12 protein-coding genes are annotated in these 21,014 nt (G+C 64.1%); 6 read left to right on the forward strand and 6 right to left on the reverse strand.

Annotation, left to right across the window (positions count from 1 at the left end):
* The first annotated feature begins 168 nt into the window (after positions 1–168).
* From OKW28_RS36460 to OKW28_RS36480, 5 genes are all read left to right on the forward strand, one after another.
* Positions 169–1,695, forward strand: coding sequence for an aldehyde dehydrogenase family protein (locus OKW28_RS36460; RefSeq protein WP_429452640.1), 1,527 nt, complete (start codon positions 169–171; stop codon positions 1,693–1,695).
* Positions 1,696–2,552: 857 nt separating this feature from the next.
* A complete protein-coding gene (locus OKW28_RS36465) occupies positions 2,553–2,804 on the forward strand; it encodes a PAAR domain-containing protein (RefSeq protein ID WP_429452642.1) in 252 nt (83 codons plus the stop codon).
* Between the two features lie 35 nt (positions 2,805–2,839).
* Positions 2,840–6,688 carry a type VI secretion system Vgr family protein gene (locus tag OKW28_RS36470; RefSeq protein WP_429452644.1) on the forward strand — a complete coding sequence of 1,283 codons (3,849 nt, stop codon included), beginning with the start codon at positions 2,840–2,842 and terminating at the stop codon, positions 6,686–6,688.
* 1 nt (position 6,689) lies between these two features.
* A complete protein-coding gene (locus OKW28_RS36475) occupies positions 6,690–7,292 on the forward strand; it encodes a hypothetical protein (protein WP_429452646.1) in 603 nt (200 codons plus the stop codon).
* A gap of 154 nt (positions 7,293–7,446) precedes the next feature.
* Complete coding sequence (locus OKW28_RS36480; protein ID WP_429452648.1) at positions 7,447–8,049, forward strand: hypothetical protein; 603 nt, start codon at positions 7,447–7,449, stop codon at positions 8,047–8,049.
* A 58-nt stretch (positions 8,050–8,107) separates the two neighbouring features.
* Here the strand turns inward: OKW28_RS36480 and OKW28_RS36485 are convergent, their stop codons facing one another.
* The 6 genes from OKW28_RS36485 to hemC form a co-directional block, all read right to left on the reverse strand.
* Positions 8,108–9,829, reverse strand: a complete 1,722-nt coding sequence (locus OKW28_RS36485; protein WP_429452650.1) for a diguanylate cyclase — start codon at positions 9,827–9,829, stop codon at positions 8,108–8,110.
* A gap of 36 nt (positions 9,830–9,865) precedes the next feature.
* Positions 9,866–11,605 carry a SulP family inorganic anion transporter gene (locus OKW28_RS36490; RefSeq protein WP_429452652.1) on the reverse strand — a complete coding sequence of 580 codons (1,740 nt, stop codon included), beginning with the start codon at positions 11,603–11,605 and terminating at the stop codon, positions 9,866–9,868.
* A gap of 114 nt (positions 11,606–11,719) precedes the next feature.
* The gene (locus OKW28_RS36495) at positions 11,720–12,748 is read right to left on the reverse strand and encodes an SDR family oxidoreductase (RefSeq protein ID WP_429454576.1); all 1,029 of its coding nucleotides are present in this window, start codon (positions 12,746–12,748) and stop codon (positions 11,720–11,722) included.
* 257 nt (positions 12,749–13,005) lie between these two features.
* Positions 13,006–14,196 (reverse strand): heme biosynthesis protein HemY, encoded by a 1,191-nt coding sequence (locus tag OKW28_RS36500; protein WP_429452653.1) that lies wholly within the window; start codon positions 14,194–14,196, stop codon positions 13,006–13,008.
* Positions 14,197–14,198: 2 nt separating this feature from the next.
* Entirely contained in the window at positions 14,199–16,190 is a 1,992-nt protein-coding gene (gene hemDX, locus OKW28_RS36505) for a fused uroporphyrinogen-III synthase HemD/membrane protein HemX (RefSeq protein ID WP_429452655.1), read from the reverse strand.
* Complete coding sequence (gene hemC / locus OKW28_RS36510; RefSeq protein ID WP_429452657.1) at positions 16,190–17,188, reverse strand: hydroxymethylbilane synthase; 999 nt, start codon at positions 17,186–17,188, stop codon at positions 16,190–16,192. Before hemC ends, hemDX begins: the two co-directional genes overlap by 1 nt.
* Before the next feature lie 543 nt (positions 17,189–17,731).
* Here hemC and ppc point away from each other — a divergent pair.
* The gene (gene ppc, locus OKW28_RS36515) at positions 17,732–20,971 is read left to right on the forward strand and encodes a phosphoenolpyruvate carboxylase (protein WP_429452659.1); all 3,240 of its coding nucleotides are present in this window, start codon (positions 17,732–17,734) and stop codon (positions 20,969–20,971) included.
* The last annotated feature ends 43 nt before the right edge of the window (positions 20,972–21,014 follow it).

Consider the following 21,014-nt stretch of genomic DNA (forward strand, 5'->3'; position numbering starts at 1 on the left):
CGGCGTTTCTGAACACCCGCTGCCCGCGCAACTGTTCCGAAACGGAACACTTCCGCCATACAGCTCATCGCAGTCCCTGAAATAGCCCACTTCGATGCATTGGTACGGTTCGTGCCTGATGTGGTCCCGCGCAGTCACCCGATCACCATCACAAAACGGAGACAAGTGATGAATCCATTTGACCTGAAAGCCCTCGGCATCGACATCGAGTATCCCTATCGCCAGCGTTACGAAAACTACATCGGCGGCAAGTGGGTACCGCCGGTCGGCGGCGATTATTTCGAAAACGTGTCGCCGATCAACGGGCAGCCGTTTTGTCGCGTGCCTCGCTCGAGCGCTGCCGATATCGACCTCGCCATCGACGCCGCGCACGCAGCGCGCCGCAAATGGGCGAAGACGTCGGTGACAGAGCGCGCGAACCTGCTGCTGGGGGTGGCCGAGCGGATGGAGAAGAACCTGAAGCTGCTCGCGGTCGCCGAGACGATCGACAACGGCAAGCCGCTGCGCGAAACGATGGCCGCGGACCTGCCGCTCGCCGTCGATCATTTCCGCTATTTCGCGGGCTGCATCCGCGCGCAGGAAGGCGGCATCTCGGAGATCGACGACAACACGGTCGCTTATCACTTTCACGAGCCGGCTGGGGTGGTCGGTCAGATCATCCCGTGGAATTTTCCGCTGCTGATGGCCGCATGGAAGCTCGCGCCCGCGCTCGCGGCCGGCTGCTGCGTCGTGATGAAGCCGGCCGAGCAGACGCCGGCTTCGATACTCGTGCTGATCGAACTGATCGGCGACCTGTTCCCCGCCGGGGTCATCAACATCGTCAACGGCTTCGGCAAGGAAGCGGGCGAAGCGCTCGCCACCAGCAAGCGCATCGCGAAGATCGCGTTCACCGGCTCGACGCCGGTCGGCAAGCGCATCCTGCACGCAGCCGCGGACAACCTGATCCCGTCGACGGTCGAACTCGGCGGCAAGAGCCCGAACATCTTCTTCGCCGACGTGCTCGATCGCGACGATGCGTTCCTCGACAAGGCGCTCGAAGGTCTCGCGATGTTCGCGCTGAATCAGGGCGAAGTGTGCACGTGCCCATCGCGCGTGCTGGTTCAGGAGTCGATTTACGAGCGCTTCATCGAGAAGGCGATCGCCCGGGTGGAACGCATCAAGGCTGGCCATCCGCTGAACCTCGAAACGATGATCGGTGCGCAGGCATCGCAGCAGCAGCTCGACAAGATCCTGTCGTATATCGACATCGGCCGGGACGAAGGGGCGCGGTGTCTCGTCGGCGGCGAGCGCGCAACGCCTGGCGCCGGCCTCGGCGAGGGTTTCTACGTGAAGCCGACGATGCTGTTCGGCAACAACGATATGCGTGTGTTCCAGGAGGAGATCTTCGGGCCGGTCGCCTCGGTGATGACGTTCAAGGACGAACAGCAAGCGATCGAACTCGCGAACGACACGTACTATGGCCTGGGCGCGGGCGTGTGGACTCGCGACGGTACCCGCGCTTACAAGATGGGACGCGAGATCGAGGCGGGACGCGTGTGGACCAACTGCTATCACCTGTATCCGGCGCATGCGGCCTTCGGTGGCTACAAGCAGTCGGGGATCGGGCGCGAAACACACAAGATGGCGTTGTCGAACTATCAGCAGACGAAGTGTCTGCTGGTCAGCTATCAGGCGGAGGCGCTGGGGTTCTTCTAAGCGAAGGGCGCGTCGTCGATGGACGGCGCGTGCCGAAGAATGCAGCCGTGCGGCGTGGTGGCCGCTCCGGCTGCATCAATCGATGCGAAATCACGAAGTCCCCTCAGACCTCAGTCCGCCTCGACTTCTCCCCCAAAGCCGCATTCCGTCATCAGTCTTTCTAAAACCGGAAGCATCCGCTCGCGAACCCACGAAAGCACTTCAACTAGCGACTCGCCCTTTGCGCCGTTCTCGGCGTCAATTGAATAGGAGTGCGTGTATATCGAGCAGTAATGGTCCGTCGGCGGCGTGGGCTTAACGGACTGTCCGGGTCTGGTCTCGTAGAAAGCCTTGGTGAAAATCGCGGTTTCCTTGCTCTCGTGGATCTTCGCTATCCCCATCCGTCGCCCACAGCGACGATATCTATCGCACTGTTTTCCTTCGTCTCGCCAGTGATCTCCTCGTCGTCTTCAAGGCCTGGTCTTTCGGCGTCGGATACAGCCTGTTTGAGCCTGCCCACCGGCACTTCGCGTCGAACGATGACTGTGCGATCGGCCGCCCTCTCCAGTTGTTCGGCGAGTCTCTTCTCATCCTGGTCACTCTGCAGCCGGCTGACAAACGCCCGCAGGAACGATTCCCGTAAGCCGTGATCTCGAAGAGACCAGGCGCCGCCGCAGTGACGATCGCGGCGAGCGCGCTGTTGGCAGGTTCATCCGGGGCCTCGGCGCATTGGGGGATGCTTCTTCTGGAAGCTGTGAGATCCCGTTCGCCCGACAAATAAACAAATTGCCTATATAGGCTAAAAATTCATCCAATTCCGAATGCTTCTGGTTGCCCCGCTCCCGATACTGTCGTTCGCACATAACAAGGGATGACCGATGAAGAACGGCAACGGCCAGCCGATGATCCGGCTCGCAGACAAGACGACGCACGACGGCACGGTCATCGAGGCCGCGACAGACCTCATGCACATGGGCATCCCGGTTGCACTCGATGGACACGGCGTCGAGTGTCCGAGGTGTGGCGGTGTCTATCCGATCATCGCGACCGGCCAGCGAACCCACAACGGCAGGCGGGTCAGCCATGCCGGCGACAGGACGGCCTGCGGCGCGATCCTGATCGCTTCATGATCGCTTCCCGATTGCCACGAAACACCCTTGCACGCATGGTCGAACCCGCACAGGACCGCACGCTAGGTCTTTCCAGTGACGCACTACCCACGTGGGGCAGTGAGCCTTTGCTGGCTCCGCTCCGCCTGCGCGGCACCGAATCCCTGGGCAAGCTCTATCGATACACGCTCGATGTGGCGACGATCGAAAGTCCGACGCTCGGATTGTGGCAAGCACAGGAACTGGTCGTACCCGATAACCTGATTGGCAAAGTCATCGACATTTCGATCGCGTTCGACGGGAACGGATTGTTCGGTCAACAGGTGTTGGAACCCGGTGACGTGGCACACGTGGGCGCGGGCCGCCGCACGATTTCGGGCCTCGTCACAGGAATGAAACAGACCGGCACCGACGACCGGCGCGCCCATTACCGCTTCGTCCTGCGCCCCTGGTTGTGGCTGGCCACGAAGAACCGCGAAAGCAGGATCTTTCAGGACGCGAGCGTAGTGGACATCACTGACCGGATACTCAAGGAGTGTTATCGCTTTCCGGTGGTGATGGAGTTGGGCGCGACCGGTCTGTGCGAAGGCTACCCAAAGCGGGACCATGTCCGGCAGATGTGGGAATCCGATTTCGAATTCCTCACGCGGATCTGGAGAGAATGGGGAATCTACTATCTGTTCGACGGAATGACGCTGGTACTGTGCGATTCGCCCGGCTCGCACAAACAGCACGACAACGGCTACGACACTATCCGCTATCACGCGCCTGACAGCCGGCACGTCGACGAAGAACACATTCACAGGCTCGAGGTCTCGCGTCAGATCACGACGGGCAAGGTCAGTCTGATCGACTACGACTACACGCGCCCCGGCATGCACTTCGAGGGCGAGTACGAGAGCTTCAGCGAACGGGCCTTCGACAACATCGAGCAATACGGCTGGGGCGACTACTCGCAACCGCTCGCCGGCGCGACGGGATTGTCGGGTAGGCGAAACAACTTCCGCAATGAAGCCGAACACCTCGCGAGCGTGCGCGTCGATGCAATGCGCTGCCACCGCCTGCGTCTGAAGGGCCAAGGGAATCTGCGCGGCCTGACAACCGGGAAAACATTCTGGCTCGACAACCATCCGCAATGCGACATCAACGCCGAGTACCTGGCGGTATCGACCACGCTCGACATTCGCAACGCGCCGCAGAACACACAGCCGTCCGGGAACGACACGAACGACGCGTTGCGCCAGTGCGTGACCAGCTTCGTGCTTCAGCCTGCCAATACATTCTTCAGAAACCGCCCGAAAAAAAAGCCGCGCTGCGCGGCGGAAACGGCGATCGTGGTTGGGCCCGAGCACCAGCCGATCTGGGTCGATGGATACGCGCGCGCCAAGGTGCGTTTCGTGTGGGACCGGCTTGGCCCGAAAAACGGGAGCGCCAGTTGCTGGGTGCGCGTGTCGTCGCCGTGGCAAGGCAATGGCTTCGGCGCGATCTATCCGCCGCGAGTCGGTCAGGAGGTCATGGTCAGCTACCACGAAGAGGACCCGGACAAGCCGTACGTATCGGGCCGGATGATCAATGGCTGGAACCAGCCGCCCTGGAAGCTACCGGATAACCAGGCACTTTCAGGCGTCTTGAGCAGTGAACTCAAAGGTGGCTGCGACGGCCAGACCAATCACGTCGTACTGGATGACACGCCGGGCCAACTCCAGGCACAGCTCGCCAGCGATCACGCACGCTCGCGCCTCGTGCTGGGCTACAACACGCAGGTCGTGCGCGAGGCCGGCCGACAGCAGGCACGCGGTGAAGGCTGGGAACTGGCCACCGACGCATGGGGTGTCGCGCGCGCCAACAGAGGCATGCTGATCACCACGGAGGCGCGTCGCGGCGCGACCGCGCCGGCAAAGGATCTCGGCGAGACCGTGGCGCGCCTCACGCAGGCGCGCGATATCCACGAGAACCTCGCGGGTCTCGCGCGGCAGTATGAGGCACAGGAGCAACAGACCAGTCAAAGCGACGTATCGCGGGCCATCAAGGCGCAGAACGAGGCGATACGCGGCGTCGCGGCGCGTGCGGACCTTCCCTTCCCGCAACTGAGCGCGCCCGACATGGTGCTGGCCAGCGCGGCGGGGGTCGGTCTCACCGCAGCGCAAAGCACGCACGTGGCGAGTGTCGAACACATCGCGCTCACTGCGGGCGGACACGTCAGTATGGCGGCGGCGAAATCGCTGCTGGCGTCGGCAATCAACGGCGTGCGAGTGTTCACGCAGAATCTCGGCATCAGGCTCAAGGCCGCGTCAGGCAAGGTGCGAATCGACGCGCAGAGCGATGATGTCGAGGTCATCGCGCAGCGGGTCGTCAGCATCATCAGTAGAACCGATTCGATCAATCTGATGGCCAGCAAAGAGATCGTGCTCCATGCGGGAAGCACGAAGGTGGTCATCAATTCGGAAGGGTACAGGGTCTATACGGATGGAGAGCATCGGGTCCATGCGCATGGTCATCAAACTGACAGGCCAGCGGCGCGGCCTGTCAATGTGCCCGTAACGCCCGGAAAGCCGGGCAAGCTGGCCGCGCATCACGTTCTGATCGAACACGATACGGGCTTTGCACTGCCGAACCAGCCGTACCGGATCACGCTCGACGATGGTCAGGTGATTCAGGGCGTGACCAATGCGCTTGGAGAAACGAGTCTCGTCACCAGCAATCTTCTTGCATTCGCGACGGTTGAACTGTTCGCCGCGAGTGAACCGGACAAGGTTATTGCGGTGAGCAGAGGCGCGGTGATCAGGGAAGCGAACGAGCCGTTTGCGGGCGCAGTGCCCAACGCCGAGAAGCGCACCGCCAGGGTCGCAGGAAAGGCCGTGGCCTCTCCCAATCAAAGCGCGACGACGGAAGACAAGCCGCCCGAATTCGTTTCATGCGATCCGATGAACTTCGGTCTGCGCTTTCATCACTTCATCAACGGTGCGACCGAGGCCGATGCGCCGGCTGGCATGTCGATGCGCAGGGATGTTGAATATCCGGTGACCAAGGCTTATACGGCTGCGATTAAAACCGCGTTGCAGGGAATCGATTGGGCCGGGGTGACGTGGCCGTTGACTTCCAGTTCGATAGAGACGATTCAAAACGCGGTCACGCCGCAATTGGAAATCGCGCTTAGTGACGGGCCCTTTGGATTGCCACGACGCGATGCCGCCGACTCGGAAAATGGTGGTGCCATGCCGAAGCTTGTGATTGTCGATCCACAGCGGGCAACGCAGTACGCCCTGCGGCAGGATGTCAGCGCCGCATTCATCGGGAAGTACTGGGTAATCGCCGTCAACGAGAGCGAGATCGCGCACATCGTCGAACTCAGGGACCAGCCGGCTTCGCTGGATAACCGTCTTAGGGCATTTGCCGACACGCTGTATCACGAGTCTCGCCACTGTCAGCAGTACTTCTGGATGCTTTCTTTGCTTCAGCACTTTCCGGACGACTACAGAGACCTGCCGAATGTCCAGACGTTGTATTGGTCGACGATGCTGAAAAAAGCCTACACAGCGGCTGGGAACACGTCGCTACCCGACGATCAACGCGTTCACATCGGTCTGCACAGGATGCTTGTATTCCACTACTACTGGCTGATTTCCTACATGCAGGACAAGCGGGGCTGGGAGTACGTCAGGCGAGATCTCTCGAGTGCTGAAAGGAAGGTATGTGAGCTGCTGAACGTCTCTGCTGAAACAGCACAAAAAATGGCGCAATTCGAAACCGGCTATAGGAGCCAACTTCATGAAGAAGATGCCTATGCCTGCGCGGAAGTGGTTCAGGCCTACTGGCGCAATCCTGGTGATCCTCTCGTTCGCAATCCCGGTACATGCACGGCTCAGTACGTCGACGCCCTCAGGATCGTCGGGGCCAGGAGCTGAGATGAGACCGATTGTGACCGACGCCCAGCGCGACATGGCCTTCAGAATATTGACCACGGCAATGGCGCTCCTGCGGGACGACCAGCCCTTCGATCCCGCACATACGATTTTCGGCCGCATTCTCGCGGCGCGGCCTGAGCGCGGCGTGGTAGGTGTTACGGAGTATTCCTTCGAGAATCCGGCGTTCCCACGGACGGAAATCACCGTAGTTGTGGTACCCGATCCGCTCGACCGCTCTGCCGACCGCGCGCAGGTCAAGCAAGTCATGCTGGACTTCACGATCCGTTTCAGCCCACTGTTGACAGACATTAACCGTTCGACGCTGGAAGACCTCCTCCATGTCGATCTCGGCTACTGGATCGACGGCAACGGCGAGCGGCGGCCCGGCAACGATATGGGAACGGCGCCACCGCAGATTCGGCTGCATAGCTATCGCTATCGTGCTTCGAATCTGTCAACGAGCCGGTTTCCGGTGGATGTCGAATTTGCTTTCGGCGACCCCGACCCGAACGATCCGGCGCCGGACGAACCCAAAACGCCGGTCCTGATGGACGTTCTCCTCAATCGTGACTACTCCGCGTTGAGACGGCAACACCGTGAATAGAGCCCGTCTTGAACAGCAGGTGGCAACGCGCCACGGCGCGCGGAAGTGGTTCAGGCCTACTGGCGCAATCCTGGTGATCCTCTCGTTCGCAACCCAGGTACATGCACAGCTCAGTACGCTGACGCCCTCAGGACCGTCGGGGCCAGGAACTGAGATGAGACCGACTGTGACCGACGCCCAGCGCGACATGGCATTCAGGATATTGACCACAGCAATGGCGATCCTGCGGGACGACCAGCCCTTCGATCCCGCGCATACGATATTCGGCCGCATTCTTGCGGCGCGACCTGAGCGCGGCGTGGTAGGTGTTACGAAGTATTCCTTCGAGAATCCGGCATTCCCGCGGACGGACATCATCGTAGTTGTGATCCCCGATCCGCTCGACCCCTCGGCCGACCGCACGAAGGTCAAGCAAGTCGTGCTGAACTTCACGATCCGTTTCAGTCCGCTATTGACAGACATTAGCCGCTCGACGCTGGAAGACCTCCTCCATGTCGATCTCGGCTACTGGGTCGACGGCAACGGCGAGCGGTGGCCCGGCAACGATATGGGAACGACGCCACCGCAGATTCGGCTGCATAGCTATCGCTATCGTGCTTCGAATCTGCCGACGAGCCGATTTCCGGTGGACGTCGAATTTGCTTTCGGCGACCCCGACCCGAACGATCCGGCGCCGGACGAACCCAAAACGCCGGTCCTGATGGACGTTCTCCTCAAGCGTGGCTATTCCGCATTGAAACGACAACACCGTGAATAGAGCCCGCTTGAACAGCAAGTGGCAAAGTGCCGCATGTACAGAGACGACATTCGCATTTTCAGCTTTGCATGGACTCGCTTGCCACCACCCTGTTTCGCCCACTCGCCTTCGCGGCGTACAGTCGCTGGTCCGCGACCGCAATCAACCCCTCGAGGTCAAAGCAGTTATCCGAGACACTCTCCGCCACCCCGATCGATATCGTGAACCATATCTCACGGCCCGGCGCGGTGCGGGTTAATTGCGTCTCCTGAAGGACGCAGGCATTGCGGGCGACGGCCTCGCGCACGCGCTCCGCAATTCGGGCCGCGTCGTCCGCGGTCGTATCGGGCAGCAGCACACAGAACTCCTCGCCACCCAGACGTGCCATCAGATCCCCCGGGCGCACGGCAATCCTGACCACGTTGGCCAGGTGCTTCAGGGCCTCGTCTCCGGCAGCGTGCCCCCAGTTGTCGTTGATCACCTTGAAATGGTCGACATCGATCATCAGCAGCGCGATGCGGCGCTCGTCGTTGCGCCGTGAAAGTGCGTCGAATTCCTCATTCAAACGGCGGCGGTTCGCGAGACCGGTCAGGGGGTCCGCGAGCGACAATTCCCGCAGCCGCCCGTTGAGTGCCATCTGCGTGGAAAGAAGCTGGTCGACGACAAAAAGAGTGGCCCAGAGAAGCAATGCCATCAGTATCCACACCCCGGCAAACAGCGCGCTGCTCAAGCGAACGACCGAGAAGAATACGGTCGCAGCGGATACGTAATCGGTCAATACGAGATCTGCCGTATCCAGCTTTCTGAAGAGCAGGAAGTCCTGTCCCGCACTCAACGTTCCGCTGGGTGTCCGAAACAGCGTGGAAGCAGAGAGCGTGTTCCACTGCGCCGGCAGAGTCTTCAGCCAATTCTCATCATTGACCGAGAAAGTACTTCCGCTCGTTGCAATTGGCATCCCGCTCGGGTCTATCAGAGCGTGAGTTTCATCCGCTGTGGTGTTGTTCCACAGATAGTCCTGAACGATGCGTTGCGGGACCACAAAGAATATGAGGCCGCGAACCACGTCGTTACTCATCACCGGTGTCCCAAACAGCAGGCGAGGTCCTGCCGGGTTCTTGCGCCCGCGAACCGGATCGAACGTGACGTCATAGTCGAGCGGGTTCTGGTTGGCCAGCTGTAACAGGCGCGAGCTGCCGTACATTTGCAACAGCCGGACTACCTCGTCGTCGTCAATGGTTGGGTGAGCGACCACGATACCGGTCGGCGAGACGTATACCGCGCGTTCGAGCCCCGTGCCCATCTGGAATTGCACGGCGAGCAGCCGGCTCATCAATTGGGCGAGCCGCAGGTCCTCGACAAATGCGGGCTCGTCACGGTGCAAACCAGGAGTCACCGCGAGCTGCAGTGTGCCGATACCCCGAATGGGGGCGTCGATATCGCGGACTTGAAGATCCCAGACGCGCTCGTCCTGCGCCCGGAGTACCGCCTGGAGCGAGGCATCCGGTGTTCGATCGAGCTGTGCTGTCCGGTCCGCAAGGAGCCGCTCGGCACTCTCGCGAAGAAACTGCAAGTGCTGCCTGTTATCGCGGACCGCGACATCGAGAACCCTGGCCTGAATCTCGAGCCGATGCGAACGGTTATCGAGCTCCCGGGCACGTACGAGAAAATATTGGTGTACAGCAAGAATCAACGTGACAACGAATACCACGGCGAAACACAGGATCACGGTATGCCGCGGACGTGAACTGGCGCGGTCCCAAACCGTTTTCGCAGGCGTTTTAGAAGCGGACGGCAGGCGCATGCCGGCTCTCCGGTGACCCAGCTCCAAGTCTGAATACTATTCCTTCCCAACCCCCTCGACATAGTTATCAACCGCACTGCTCACCGTCGGATGAAAGCGCGCATCGCCAATCAGATCGGTCAGCTCGAAGCGTCTGAGCTTGTCGCGAACCGGATCCTTCACCTCTGCAAAGTGCAGTGCAATCCCGCGCTCGTCGAGCGTGCGCGTCAGTTCCCGCAGCATGTCGGCGGAGGTGACGTCCACGCTCGTCACCGGTTCGGCCGCCACCACCACACGCCGCACCGGTGCCGGCGATTCGGCGACAGCTTGCAGCAGGCGCTCCTGAAACTGCTCGGCATTCGCAAAGAACAGCGGTGCATCCCAGCGAAACAGCACGAGCCCGGGGATTCGCTGGGCATGCGGATAGCGCTGCAAGTCGTGATAGCCGCGCAAACCTTCGACGCGACCCAACACCGCGTAGTGCGGTCGCCAGCCGTCCCACAGAAATTCGATGACCGCGATCACCACCGCGAAGCAGATGCCGGGAATCGCACCGAACACCGCGACGCCGGCAAAGCATGCCATCGACAGCCAGAACTCCCATTGCTGGATGCGGAAAATCCGCTTCAGGTCCGTGATCTCGAACAGACCGATCGCCGCCGCGATGACGACCGCGGCGAGCGCACTGTTGGGCAGGTAGCGCATCAGATTGGGCGCGGCCATCAGCAGCGCCGCGACCGCCAGCGCGCCGACGACGCCCGTCAGTTGCGTCTTCGCACCCGCCGCCTCGGCGACCGGCGTGCGCGACGAACTGCTGCTGATCGGGAAGCCGTGGAACAGGCCGGCCGCAAGATTGGCCGCGCCGAGCCCGACCATCTCCTGATTGGGGTCGACGCGGCTGCGAAAACGTGCCGCGAAAGTTCGCGACAGCACGCTGGTATCCGCGAACGAGATCAGCGCGACCGCGCAGCCGCCGAGCAGTATCTTGACCAGATCGGCGTCGGTGACCCACGGCAGCGCAAAGGTCGGCAGGCCTTGAGGAATCTTGCCGAGCACTTTCACACCAATGCTATCGAGGTGCAACGCGGTTACGCACAACGTCGCAACGATCACGGCGATCAGGATGCCCGGCAGCTTTTCGAAGCGCTTGAGAAACAGGATCAGCACGAGGCTTCCAGCGCCCACCGCGAAGCTATACCAGTTGGCTTTGCCATCGGCGATGGCCTGCACGAGGCTCAAGATGTCCCGCAATGGCCCGCGCTCTTCGATTGAGATGGCAAACAGTTTGGGCAGTTGACTGATCAGCACGGCGAGCGCAATGCCGTTCATATAGCCGTATCGAATGGGTTTCGACAACAATTCAGTGATGAATCCCAGCCGCAACAAGCCCATCACGATACAGAACAGGCCGGACACGATCGCCATCATGCTGGCCGCCGCAATCGCGCGCGACGGGTCGCCCGCAGCGATTTGCACCACGACCGCCAGAATCGGAGCGGCGAGCGCGGAGTCGGGACCGAGCACGAGAATCCGGCTCGGACCGAACAGCGCATACGCCAACAGCGGAACGATCGTCGCGTAGAGGCCGTACACGCCAGGGACGCCGGACGCCTCCGCGTAAGCGATCCCAACCGGCACCAGCATCGTGGTCAGTACCAGTCCCGCCGTCAGATCGTTCGGCAACCAGCTCAGCCGGTACGTCTTGAGCACCGTCAGTCCCGGTAGCCAGCGCATCCAGCGGCGCGCCCTGCTTACAGCAGTCTGTTCTTTGTGAGGAACTGGCCTGTCCGCTTCCATTTTTGGAATGTTCGTAGTCGAGGACGCCGCACCACGGTTTGTGGGCGATACCGTCATTCGAAGGATAGTCCAGACATTCCGTCGGCGACAGGGATGAGGCCCACCGGCCGCGCATCAGGGCCGCTGGCGCCTCAGCAGCCACGCGACGCCCCCCGCCAGAGCCATCACTGCCGCGCCGTACACCGCATTGCGATGCAGATCGGTGAACATCTGCCAGCAGTACGCACGCGCTTCATCATCGAAGCGACCATGCGAAGTGTAGTGGCCCGGCACCGGCTCGTAGAGATTCGCGGGCGCATCGGCGGGCAACGGTTCATCGGTCAATTGCCCGTCGTAACCCGCACGCGCGAGATAGCGGTCGAGCAGCGTCGGCGCGATCCGGTTCGCGAGGATCGCCTTGACCGTCGACCACCCGATCCACACCTGCCGCCGCCGATGGGTGGCCGCAAAGTAGATCGCCCGTGCCGCCACTTCCGGCTGAAACACCGGCGCCACCGGCCGTGCCCTGCGCCCCGTGCGATTGAGCGCCCAGTCGAATTGCGGCGTATTGACCGCGGGCAGATCGACCATCGTCAGATGGATATCGACTCCGTCGTGCAGCAACTCGGAACGCAACGAATCGGTGAAGCCGCGCACGGCAAACTTCGCGCCGCAATAGATCGACTGCAACGGCACCGACCGGTACCCGAGCGCCGAGCCGACATTGACGATCGTCCCGTGCCCGCGCGCGCGCATCACGGGGAGCGCCGCCAGCATGCCGTTGACCTGCCCCAGATAGGTCACCTGCGTGCCGCGTTCGACATCGCGCGCGCTGAGCGCCGACACCGGCGCAAACGCGGTCGCCATCGCGACGTTGACCCAGACGTCGATGCCGCCCCACTCGCGCTTCACACGCTGCGCCGCGCGCTCGATCGCGTCGGCATCGGCGACATCGGCCGGAATGGCGAGTGCGCGCACGCCATAGGTCGCGGCGATCTCCTCGGCGGCACGAGCGAGCCGTCGCGGCTCGCGCGCGATGAGCCCAACGTCGTAGCCCTGCCGCGCAAATTCGGACGCACTCGCGCGCCCCACGCCGGCACTTGCCCCTGTAATGACGACGACGCCCTTGCGCTCGACGTCGCCGCTGCGGGTCTCGGTTTGCACCGTCACAGCGTCGCTGGCCACTTTGAACACCTCCGAGGTTGCGCATCAAGTGAGGTGGTGAAGCAAAGCGCAGTCCCGACGATTCGAGCTGGGGATCTGCGAATTGCGCGCGAGTCCAGCGCACGCTCGGCCGCCGGGACGCCGGCCGCCGGATCGCCGGCCGCCGGAAAAACAAATGGCCGCAGCACGAGGCTGCGGCCGTCAGGTAGCGGTTTCCGAGGCTTGCGCGCTTCAGCGCATGGCCGAAAACGCCGAACTCACGTCACGTTCATCGCCAACGCACTCTCGCGATAGTGCTGGCTCGCCTTGTCGGTATCGCCCAACTGCTCGTGCAGACGCGCGAGCGCGCGATGCGAGCGGATCTTCAGCGTCTCGTTGTCGGCAAGCTTCAGCGCGCGTTCGAGGAACGACTGCGCCTTGCCCCACAACTGCTGATGCAGGCACAGGCGCCCCAGCGCGAACATCAGGTCCGCGTCTTCCGGCCGGTCCTTCTGCCACGCCTCGGCCTTCTGGATCAGCGGCAACGCGTCGCCGCCGGCCGTGTCCGGATAGCGGCGCAACAGGCGCGCATCCCAGTTCTGCGCGAGCGCCTCCTCGACGATCTTGCGCGCCTCCTGCGGACGGTTCAGCGCGACCAGCAGTTCGGCGGCGGTGTCGGCGAGGCGCGGCGAATGACGCTCGGTCGCCGACAGCGCGTTCCACAGTTCGAGCAGCGCGTCCGCATTGTGGCGACGATCGCGCAGCAGATTTTCCGCCGCCAGTTGACGCAGCCGCACCGCGACCGCCGGATGGATCGCCTCGCGCTTCTCCAGCGTCTTCACGAGCTTCAGCACTTCGCCCCAGTTCTTCAGCTGCTGCTGCGCGCGCAGCATGATTTGCTGCGCGTGAATGCGCCGCGCGCCCTGCGATTGCATCTCGGTCAGCGCATTGAGCGCGCCGTCGGCGTCGCGGCCGTCGGCGCGCATGTCGGCGGTGGCCATCAGGCGCGCGTCCTGCCAGTCGGCTTCGTCGATCTGCGCGAGCCATTCGTCGCGCCGCGCGTACTCATGCATGCGATGCGCGGCGGTCGCCGCGATCAAACCGGCCGCGCCCTTGTTGTCGCCATTCGTGAGCGCGTCCTTGGCGGCCTTTTCCGCGCGCGAGAAACGCCCCGCGTACAGGTTGCCAATCGCATCGCGCAACGCCGCGTGCGCCTTCGCGACACGCGCGCGTGCGCGGTACGCGGCGACGCGCTGCGGCATGCGCCAGATATTGCGGATGATGCGCAACAGCGCATAGACCAGGATGAACAGCACCACCAGCCCGACGACGAACAGGTTCAGCGACATGTCGACGCGGTACGGCGGATAGATCAGCAGCACTTGCCCCGCGTCGAAGCGCCCGCCCACCGCGAGCACGACCGCGACGGCGAACAGCGCCGCGAGCCATAGGAGTCCCCGGATCGCCATGATTAACCCCGGTTCCGGTATTGATTGACGGCCTGCAGGCTCGTATCGAGGTTCGGCAGCTCGACCGCGGCCGATCCGGCGTCCACCTGCTTGACCAGATCGATGACCGTCTGCGTGTCTTTCGACGACGCGTCGAAGTAGCGCGTCAACGCGGATTGCGCCGCCTGCAGGTCGGACTTCAGCGTGGTCTGGTTACGCGACAGCAGCGCGAGACGCGCCGACAGCAGACGCAGCTTCAGGTTCTCGCGCACGAAGTAGCCTTGATCCGGCGTGACCAGCATCGCGTCGGCGTTGTCGATACGGCGCACCTGCACGAGGCTCGTCAGCTGTTCGCCGATGCCGTGCGTGACCTCGTCGATCCACACTTCCCAGCGCGGCTTGCCGGTGGCCGCGGCCACCTTCGCGGTGTCGGCCCACGTGGCCGCGTGCGGCGTGGCACGCGGAATCGGTGCTTCACCCGACAGCGGCAGGCCGTTCACGTGATCGATCGCGTTGTCGAGCTTGATCGCGAGGCCGGTCAGATCGGTGGACGGCGCCGCCTTCAGCTTGTCGATGTCCTGCGCGATCGCCTTGCGCACCGCGATCGCCTGCGGACTGTCCGACGCCGCGAGGCGCGTATCGGCGCTTTGCAACGCGAACAGCGCGAGCTGCGTATTGCCGGTCAGCTGCAACTGCTGGCTCGCCGCCGACAGCATCTGCCCGACTTCGGCGAGCGTCCAGTCGTCGCGATTGCGCGCGAGATCCGCGTATTGCTGTTGCAGCGCCTGCTGCGCGGCCTGCGCATCGGCGAGCTTGCCTTCGAGCTGCGCGACCTGCGAGTCCGATTGATGCACGGTGGCGAGCGCCTGGTCGATCTTGATGCGCAGTTCGTTGGTCTGCGTGTCGTTGGCCTGCTGACGCTGCGCGAGTTCCTGCTCGGTGCGCACCAGCTTGCGGTTCATCGCGAAGCCGCCCACGCCCGCCGCGCACGCGATGACCACGATGACAATCCACAACAGCGGTCCGCTCGTGCTGCGGCGCTTTTGCGCTTCGTACGGCGTGAAGGGTTGGTTCGGCGGCAAGGCGGCGCTTGCGGGCGGCTGAGGTGAGGCGTTCGTGGATGCGTTCGTTTCAGTCATGCGTGGTTGAGCCGGGTTGGACGATACCGGTTGGACGACGGGAGGCACGGCGGCCGCGGCAACGAGGGCTCGGACTATGCGCTCGTCGCCCGCGCCGGACACCGTAATCCTATCAAAACCCAATGCCCGCGCGGTCTGCGCGATGCGGGGATGCGGCGTGACGAGCGGCGCGTGTTTGAGCTGCTCGATCTCGCCGGCGGTCAGATGCTCGTGCGCGAGTTCGTGCAGATTGCGTACGCCTTCGGAGCTGGTCAGAAGCCATGCGTGCGGCGTGCCCGCGAGCAGTTCGTGCACGCGCGCCCATGCGCCGATCGACGGCTCCGGCACGATGCGCCGGTAAGCGGCCACCGCGTCGACTTCGGCGCCGGCTTCGCGCAGGCGCTCGCTCAGCCATTCGCGGCCGCCGTCGCCGCGCACGATCAGCACGCGCTTGCCTTCGAGGCCCGCGGCACCGAGTTGCGCCTCGATTGCGGCAAACAGGCTCTCGGAGTCGAAGCTCGTCGATTCGTCGTCGGCGCCCGCCGCGGGGCTGATCACGCGATGCTCGGGCGCGCTGACGCCGTGGCGCGCGAGCGCTTGCACGCTGCCCGGGCCGACCACGCCGATCGGCAGCGCATGCGGCCAGATATCGTGCTGGCGCGCGAACGCGTGATCGACTGCGTTCGGCGACACGAACACGACGAGCGCGTAGCGTTCGAGCGACGCGAGCGCGGCGCACAACGGCGCGTCGTCGATGACGGGCGCGATGTCGATCAGCGGGAAGTCGAGCGACGCGAGTCCGGCTGCTTCGAGCTGTTCGACGAGTTCGCTCGACTGGCCGGCCGGCCGCGTGATCACGACCGTGAAGGGCGCCTTCTCGGGCGAGACGGCGGCCATCACTCGCTGGCCGCCGCGCCGGGCGCGGCCGCGGGACCGCTCGCCGTACTGAGCGCGCGGACGATGTCGAGGGCGCCCTGCTGCACGAGCGAGTGCGCCACTTCCTCGCCGAGCGCGAGCGCGCGTTCTACGGTGGGCGCCGGCGCCGACGCCTGCGCACTCAGCACGCGCTGGCCGTCCGGCGTCGCGACGATGGCGCGCAGATGCAGCGCGCCATCGCCCCAGGTTGCGTAGGCGGCGAGCGGCACCTCGCAGCTGCCGCCGAGCGCGCGCGATACCATGCGCTCCGCTTCGACGGCCGCCGCCGTGCGCTGATGATGCAGCGGCGCGAGCCATGCGGCGAGGTCCGCGCGATCGGCGCGAATCTCGATGCCGAGCGCGCCCTGGCCCGCCGCGGGCAGACTGTCCTCGGGATCGAGCAGCGCGCGGATGCGATCGGCGAGACCCAGCCGCTTCAGCCCGGCCGCGGCCAGAATGATCGCCGCGTAGTCGCCGCGATCGAGCTTGGCGAGTCGGGTATCGAGATTGCCGCGCAACGGCCGCACGTCGAGATGCGCATAGCGCATGCGCAGCATCGCCTCACGCCGCAGACTCGAGGTGCCGACCACGGCACCGGCCGGCAGCGCGGCGAGCGAGTCGTACTGATTGGACACGAGCGCGTCGCGTGGGTCCTCGCGCTCCATGATGGTGGACAGCGCGAAACCGGCGGGCAACTCCATCGGCACGTCTTTCAGCGAATGCACCGCGAGGTCGGCGCGGCCATCGGCGAGCGCGGCTTCGAGCTCTTTCACGAACAGTCCTTTACCACCCACCTTCGACAGCGTGCGATCGAGAATCTGATCGCCACGCGTCGTCATTCCGAGGATTTTTACGTCACAAGATGGATATAATTTGTGCAGCGCACATCGCACATGCTCGGCTTGCCACATGGCAAGGCGGCTCTCTCGCGACGCAATCACAAGCGTGTGGGGTGGCGTGGAAAACGTCTCGGTGTTCATTAGCTTGCTGCTGGATGTCGGGATGGAATAACAATCAATGTTAGCACGCGCCCTCGTTCGCGCCCTTTGGTTCCAAGGCACGGCGAAGCGCCGTGCGCAAGCGGTATCGACGGAGGAGACGGGCTTCGCGCCATGCGCGAAGGCCCCATTGCGCGTTGTCACGTACGGTCGTTCGCGCACTGCGCGGCGGCACGCGGGATGATGCAATGCGGCGAACATGCTGAGGCAATGCCTGCCGCGTGTTCGGTCCCAGCGCGGGCTGGCAGCCCGTGGCTCCTCTCTCCCTCGTCGGCGTCGCGATTCGGCAGCGCTCGTGTCGTTCCGCGTACGCGGTGCGGCACGCGCAGGCCCCGCTTCTAGTGGGTCGAGCAATCGCCGTGTACAGTCGCCGTTTCAAGTCTCCGTTGCAGTTGCACTAGCAGTCCGTCTTGTAGTCCGTTGCGTAGTCCCTGTTGCACGCAGTTCACGTTGCACTTGCTGGTTGCAGTTCCGCAGTCGCAGTTCATCAATCAACAGACCCTGGCTTCCCCGAGGAAACTCATCGTGACGTCTTCCGGATCGGCGCGCCCCGCCCGCCGCAACACTGCCTCGCTCACCGCTCGCCCGGCCGACGCCGCGGCGCCTGACGCCCTGTCCGACGTTGCCGCGCACGCCATATCGTCGAGCGTCGGTCAACATGGCGACACGCGCGCCGACCAGCGCGCCACGCGCCGCGCCCTCGCCGCTCGCGCCACCAAAGCCCCGAAGGCCGCGCAGACCTCGGTGCCCGTCAAGCAGGACAAGGCGCAAAAGGCGTCGAAAGCCGGCAAGGCCAGCAAGGCTGAACAGGCCGCGACATCGGCCACCGCGCGCAAGCCGGCCAAGGCCAAGGTCGATGGCGACGCAACACCCCCGCGCGCCGCGAAACCGTTGAAACCGAAGGTCGTACCGCCGGCTGAGTCCGCCGCCGCGACCACCGCGAAGAGCGGCGGCCGCACGCGCGAGGACAAGGACCACCCGCTGTTCCAGGACATCCGCTATCTCGGGCGTCTGCTCGGCGACGTGCTGCGCGAGCAGGAAGGCGAGGCGGTGTTCGACATCGTCGAGACGATCCGGCAGACGGCAGTGCGTTTCCGTCGCGAGGACGACAGCGCCGCCGCGCAGACGCTCGACAAGAAACTGCGCACGCTGACGCCCGAGCAGACCGTCAGCGTCGTGCGCGCGTTCAGCTACTTTTCGCATCTCGCGAACATCGCCGAGGACCGTCACCGCAACCGCCGTCACCGAATTCACGCGCTCGCGGGCTCGGCCTCGCAGCCGGGCACGATCGCCCATGCGCTCGAGCGGCTCGCCGCGGCTGGTGCCGCCGCGACACCGGTGCTGCAGCGGTTTTTCGACGACGCGCTGATCATGCCGGTGCTGACCGCGCACCCGACCGAAGTGCAGCGCAAGAGCATTCTCGACGCGCAGCACGACATCGCGCGTCTGCTCGCCGAGCGCGACCAGCCGCTGACGAACCGCGAGCGCGCGCACAACGAAGCGATGCTGCGCGCGCGCGTCACGTCGCTGTGGCAAACGCGCATGCTGCGCGACTCGCGTCTGACGGTGGCCGACGAAATCGAAAACGCGCTGTCGTACTACCGCAGCACCTTCCTCGAAGAACTGCCGGCGCTGTACGCCGACATCGAGGAGGCGCTGAAGGAGCATGGCCTCGAAGCGCGCCTGCCGCCGTTCTTCCAGATGGGCAGCTGGATCGGCGGCGATCGCGACGGCAATCCGAACGTCACCGCCGAAACGCTCGAAAACGCGATCACGCGGCAGGCCGCGGTGATCTTCGAGCACTACCTGGAGCAGGTGCACAAGCTCGGCGCGGAGCTATCGATGTCGAATGTGCTCGTCGGCGCGAGCGATGCGCTGAATGAGCTCGCGGACATCTCGCCCGACCATTCGCCGCATCGCACCGACGAGCCGTATCGTCGCGCGCTGATCGGCATCTACACGCGGCTCGCGGCAAGCGCGCGCGTGCGCCTGGGCGAAGGCAGCGTGCCGCTGCGCAGCGCCGGCCGAGGCGCGGCGCCGGTCCGCGCGATCCCCTACGACGACGCCGCCGACTTCGTGCGCGACCTCCACGTGCTGATGGATTCGCTCGCCGAGCATCACGGCGCGCCGCTCGCCGCGCCGCGTCTCGCGCCGCTCGCGCGCGCGGCCGAAGTGTTCGGCTTCCATCTCGCGAGCATCGATCTGCGGCAAAGCTCCGACATCCACGAAGCGGTGATCGCCGAGCTGCTCAAGCGCGCCGGTGTCGAGGACGATTACGCGGCGTTGCCGGAAGCCGACAAGCTGACCGTGCTGCTCGCCGAGCTCGCGCAGCCGCGCGCGCTGCGGGTGCCCTCCGCCGACTACTCCGAGCTCGTGAAAAGCGAACTCGCGGTGCTCGAGGAAGCGCGCATGACGCGCGAGAAGTTCGGCGCGCGCGCGGTGCGCAACTACATCATTTCGCACACGGAGACCGTTACCGACCTGGTCGAGGTGATGCTGCTGCAGAAGGAAACCGGCCTGTTGCGCGGACGCCTCGGCGACGAGCACGACCCCGCGCGCGCCGGCCTGATGGTGATCCCGCTGTTCGAGACGATCCCCGACCTGCGCAACGCGCCGCACATCATGCGCGATCTGATCGCGCTGCCGGGCATTAGCGCGCTGATCGAACATCAGGGCAACGAGCAGGAAGTGATGCTCGGCTACTCGGACAGCAACAAGGACGGCGGCTTCCTGACGTCGAACTGGGAGCTGTATCGCGCGGAGCTTGCGCTCGTGTCGCTGTTCAACGAACGCGGCTTGACGCTGCGTCTGTTCCATGGGCGCGGCGGCACCGTCGGGCGCGGCGGCGGCCCGACCTACCAGGCGATCCTGTCACAGCCGCCGGGCACCGTCGACGGTCAGATCCGTTTGACCGAGCAGGGCGAAGTGATCGCGAGCAAGTTCGCAAATCCGGAAATCGGCCGGCGCAATCTGGAAACCGTCGTGGCCGCGACGCTCGAAGCGTCGCTGCTGCCGCACGACCACACGTTGGCCGAGCTGCCGGTGTACGAGGAAACGATGCAGCAGCTGTCCGATACGGCGATGGCCGCGTATCGCGCGCTCGTCTACGAAACGCCGGGCTTCAAGGAGTATTTCTTCGAGTCCACACCGATCGCGGAGATCGCCGAGCTGAACATCGGCAGCCGCCCCGCGTCGCGCAAGCTGCAGGATCCGAAGCAACGCAAGATCGAGGATCTGCGCGCGATTCCGTGGGGCTTCTCGTGGGGTCAATGCCGGCTGCTGCTGACCGGCTGGTACGGCTTCGGCAGCGCGGTCGCCGAGCACTTGGACAGCGCGCCGTCCGACGCCGAACGCGCGCGCCGTCTCGCGCTGCTGCAGAAGATGCACAAGAACTGGCCGTTCTTTTCGAATCTGATGTCGAACATGGACATGGTCATCGCGAAGACCGACCTCGCGGTCGCGTCGCGTTATGCCGCGCTCGTGACCGACAAGAAGCTGCGCAAGCATGTGTTCGAGCGCATCGTCGCCGAGTGGGAGCGCACGTCGAAGGTGTTGTCGGAGATCACCGGCAAGAGCGACCGGCTCGCCGAGAATCCGCTGCTCGCGCGCTCGATCAAGAATCGCTTCCCGTACCTCGATCCGCTCAATCACCTGCAGGTCGAACTGCTCAAACGCTATCGCGCGGGCGACACGAATGCGCGCGTGCGGCGCGGCATTCATTTGAGCATCAACGGAATCGCGGCGGGGTTGCGCAATACCGGTTGAGGTTGCCGCATTGGTGGACAAAAAGCCGGGTGTGGCCGACGCA

Origin of the sequence: Paraburkholderia sp. 40 (genome assembly GCF_050434105.1) — a bacterium.
Classification (GTDB): Bacteria; Pseudomonadota; Gammaproteobacteria; order Burkholderiales; family Burkholderiaceae; genus Paraburkholderia; species Paraburkholderia tuberum.

Excerpts from the sequence above, each read along its gene's own strand:
- OKW28_RS36460 (WP_429452640.1), top strand. The coding sequence starts at position 169 with ATGAATCCATTTGACCTGAAAGCCCTCGGCATCGACATCGAGTATCCC.
- OKW28_RS36465 (WP_429452642.1), top strand. The coding sequence starts at position 2,553 with ATGAAGAACGGCAACGGCCAGCCGATGATCCGGCTCGCAGACAAGACG.
- OKW28_RS36470 (WP_429452644.1), top strand. The coding sequence starts at position 2,840 with ATGGTCGAACCCGCACAGGACCGCACGCTAGGTCTTTCCAGTGACGCA.
- OKW28_RS36475 (WP_429452646.1), top strand. The coding sequence starts at position 6,690 with ATGAGACCGATTGTGACCGACGCCCAGCGCGACATGGCCTTCAGAATA.
- OKW28_RS36480 (WP_429452648.1), top strand. The coding sequence starts at position 7,447 with ATGAGACCGACTGTGACCGACGCCCAGCGCGACATGGCATTCAGGATA.
- OKW28_RS36485 (WP_429452650.1), bottom strand. The coding sequence starts at position 9,829 with ATGCGCCTGCCGTCCGCTTCTAAAACGCCTGCGAAAACGGTTTGGGAC.
- OKW28_RS36490 (WP_429452652.1), bottom strand. The coding sequence starts at position 11,605 with ATGGAAGCGGACAGGCCAGTTCCTCACAAAGAACAGACTGCTGTAAGC.
- OKW28_RS36500 (WP_429452653.1), bottom strand. The coding sequence starts at position 14,196 with ATGGCGATCCGGGGACTCCTATGGCTCGCGGCGCTGTTCGCCGTCGCG.
- hemDX (WP_429452655.1), bottom strand. The coding sequence starts at position 16,190 with ATGGCCGCCGTCTCGCCCGAGAAGGCGCCCTTCACGGTCGTGATCACG.
- hemC (WP_429452657.1), bottom strand. The coding sequence starts at position 17,188 with ATGAACACCGAGACGTTTTCCACGCCACCCCACACGCTTGTGATTGCG.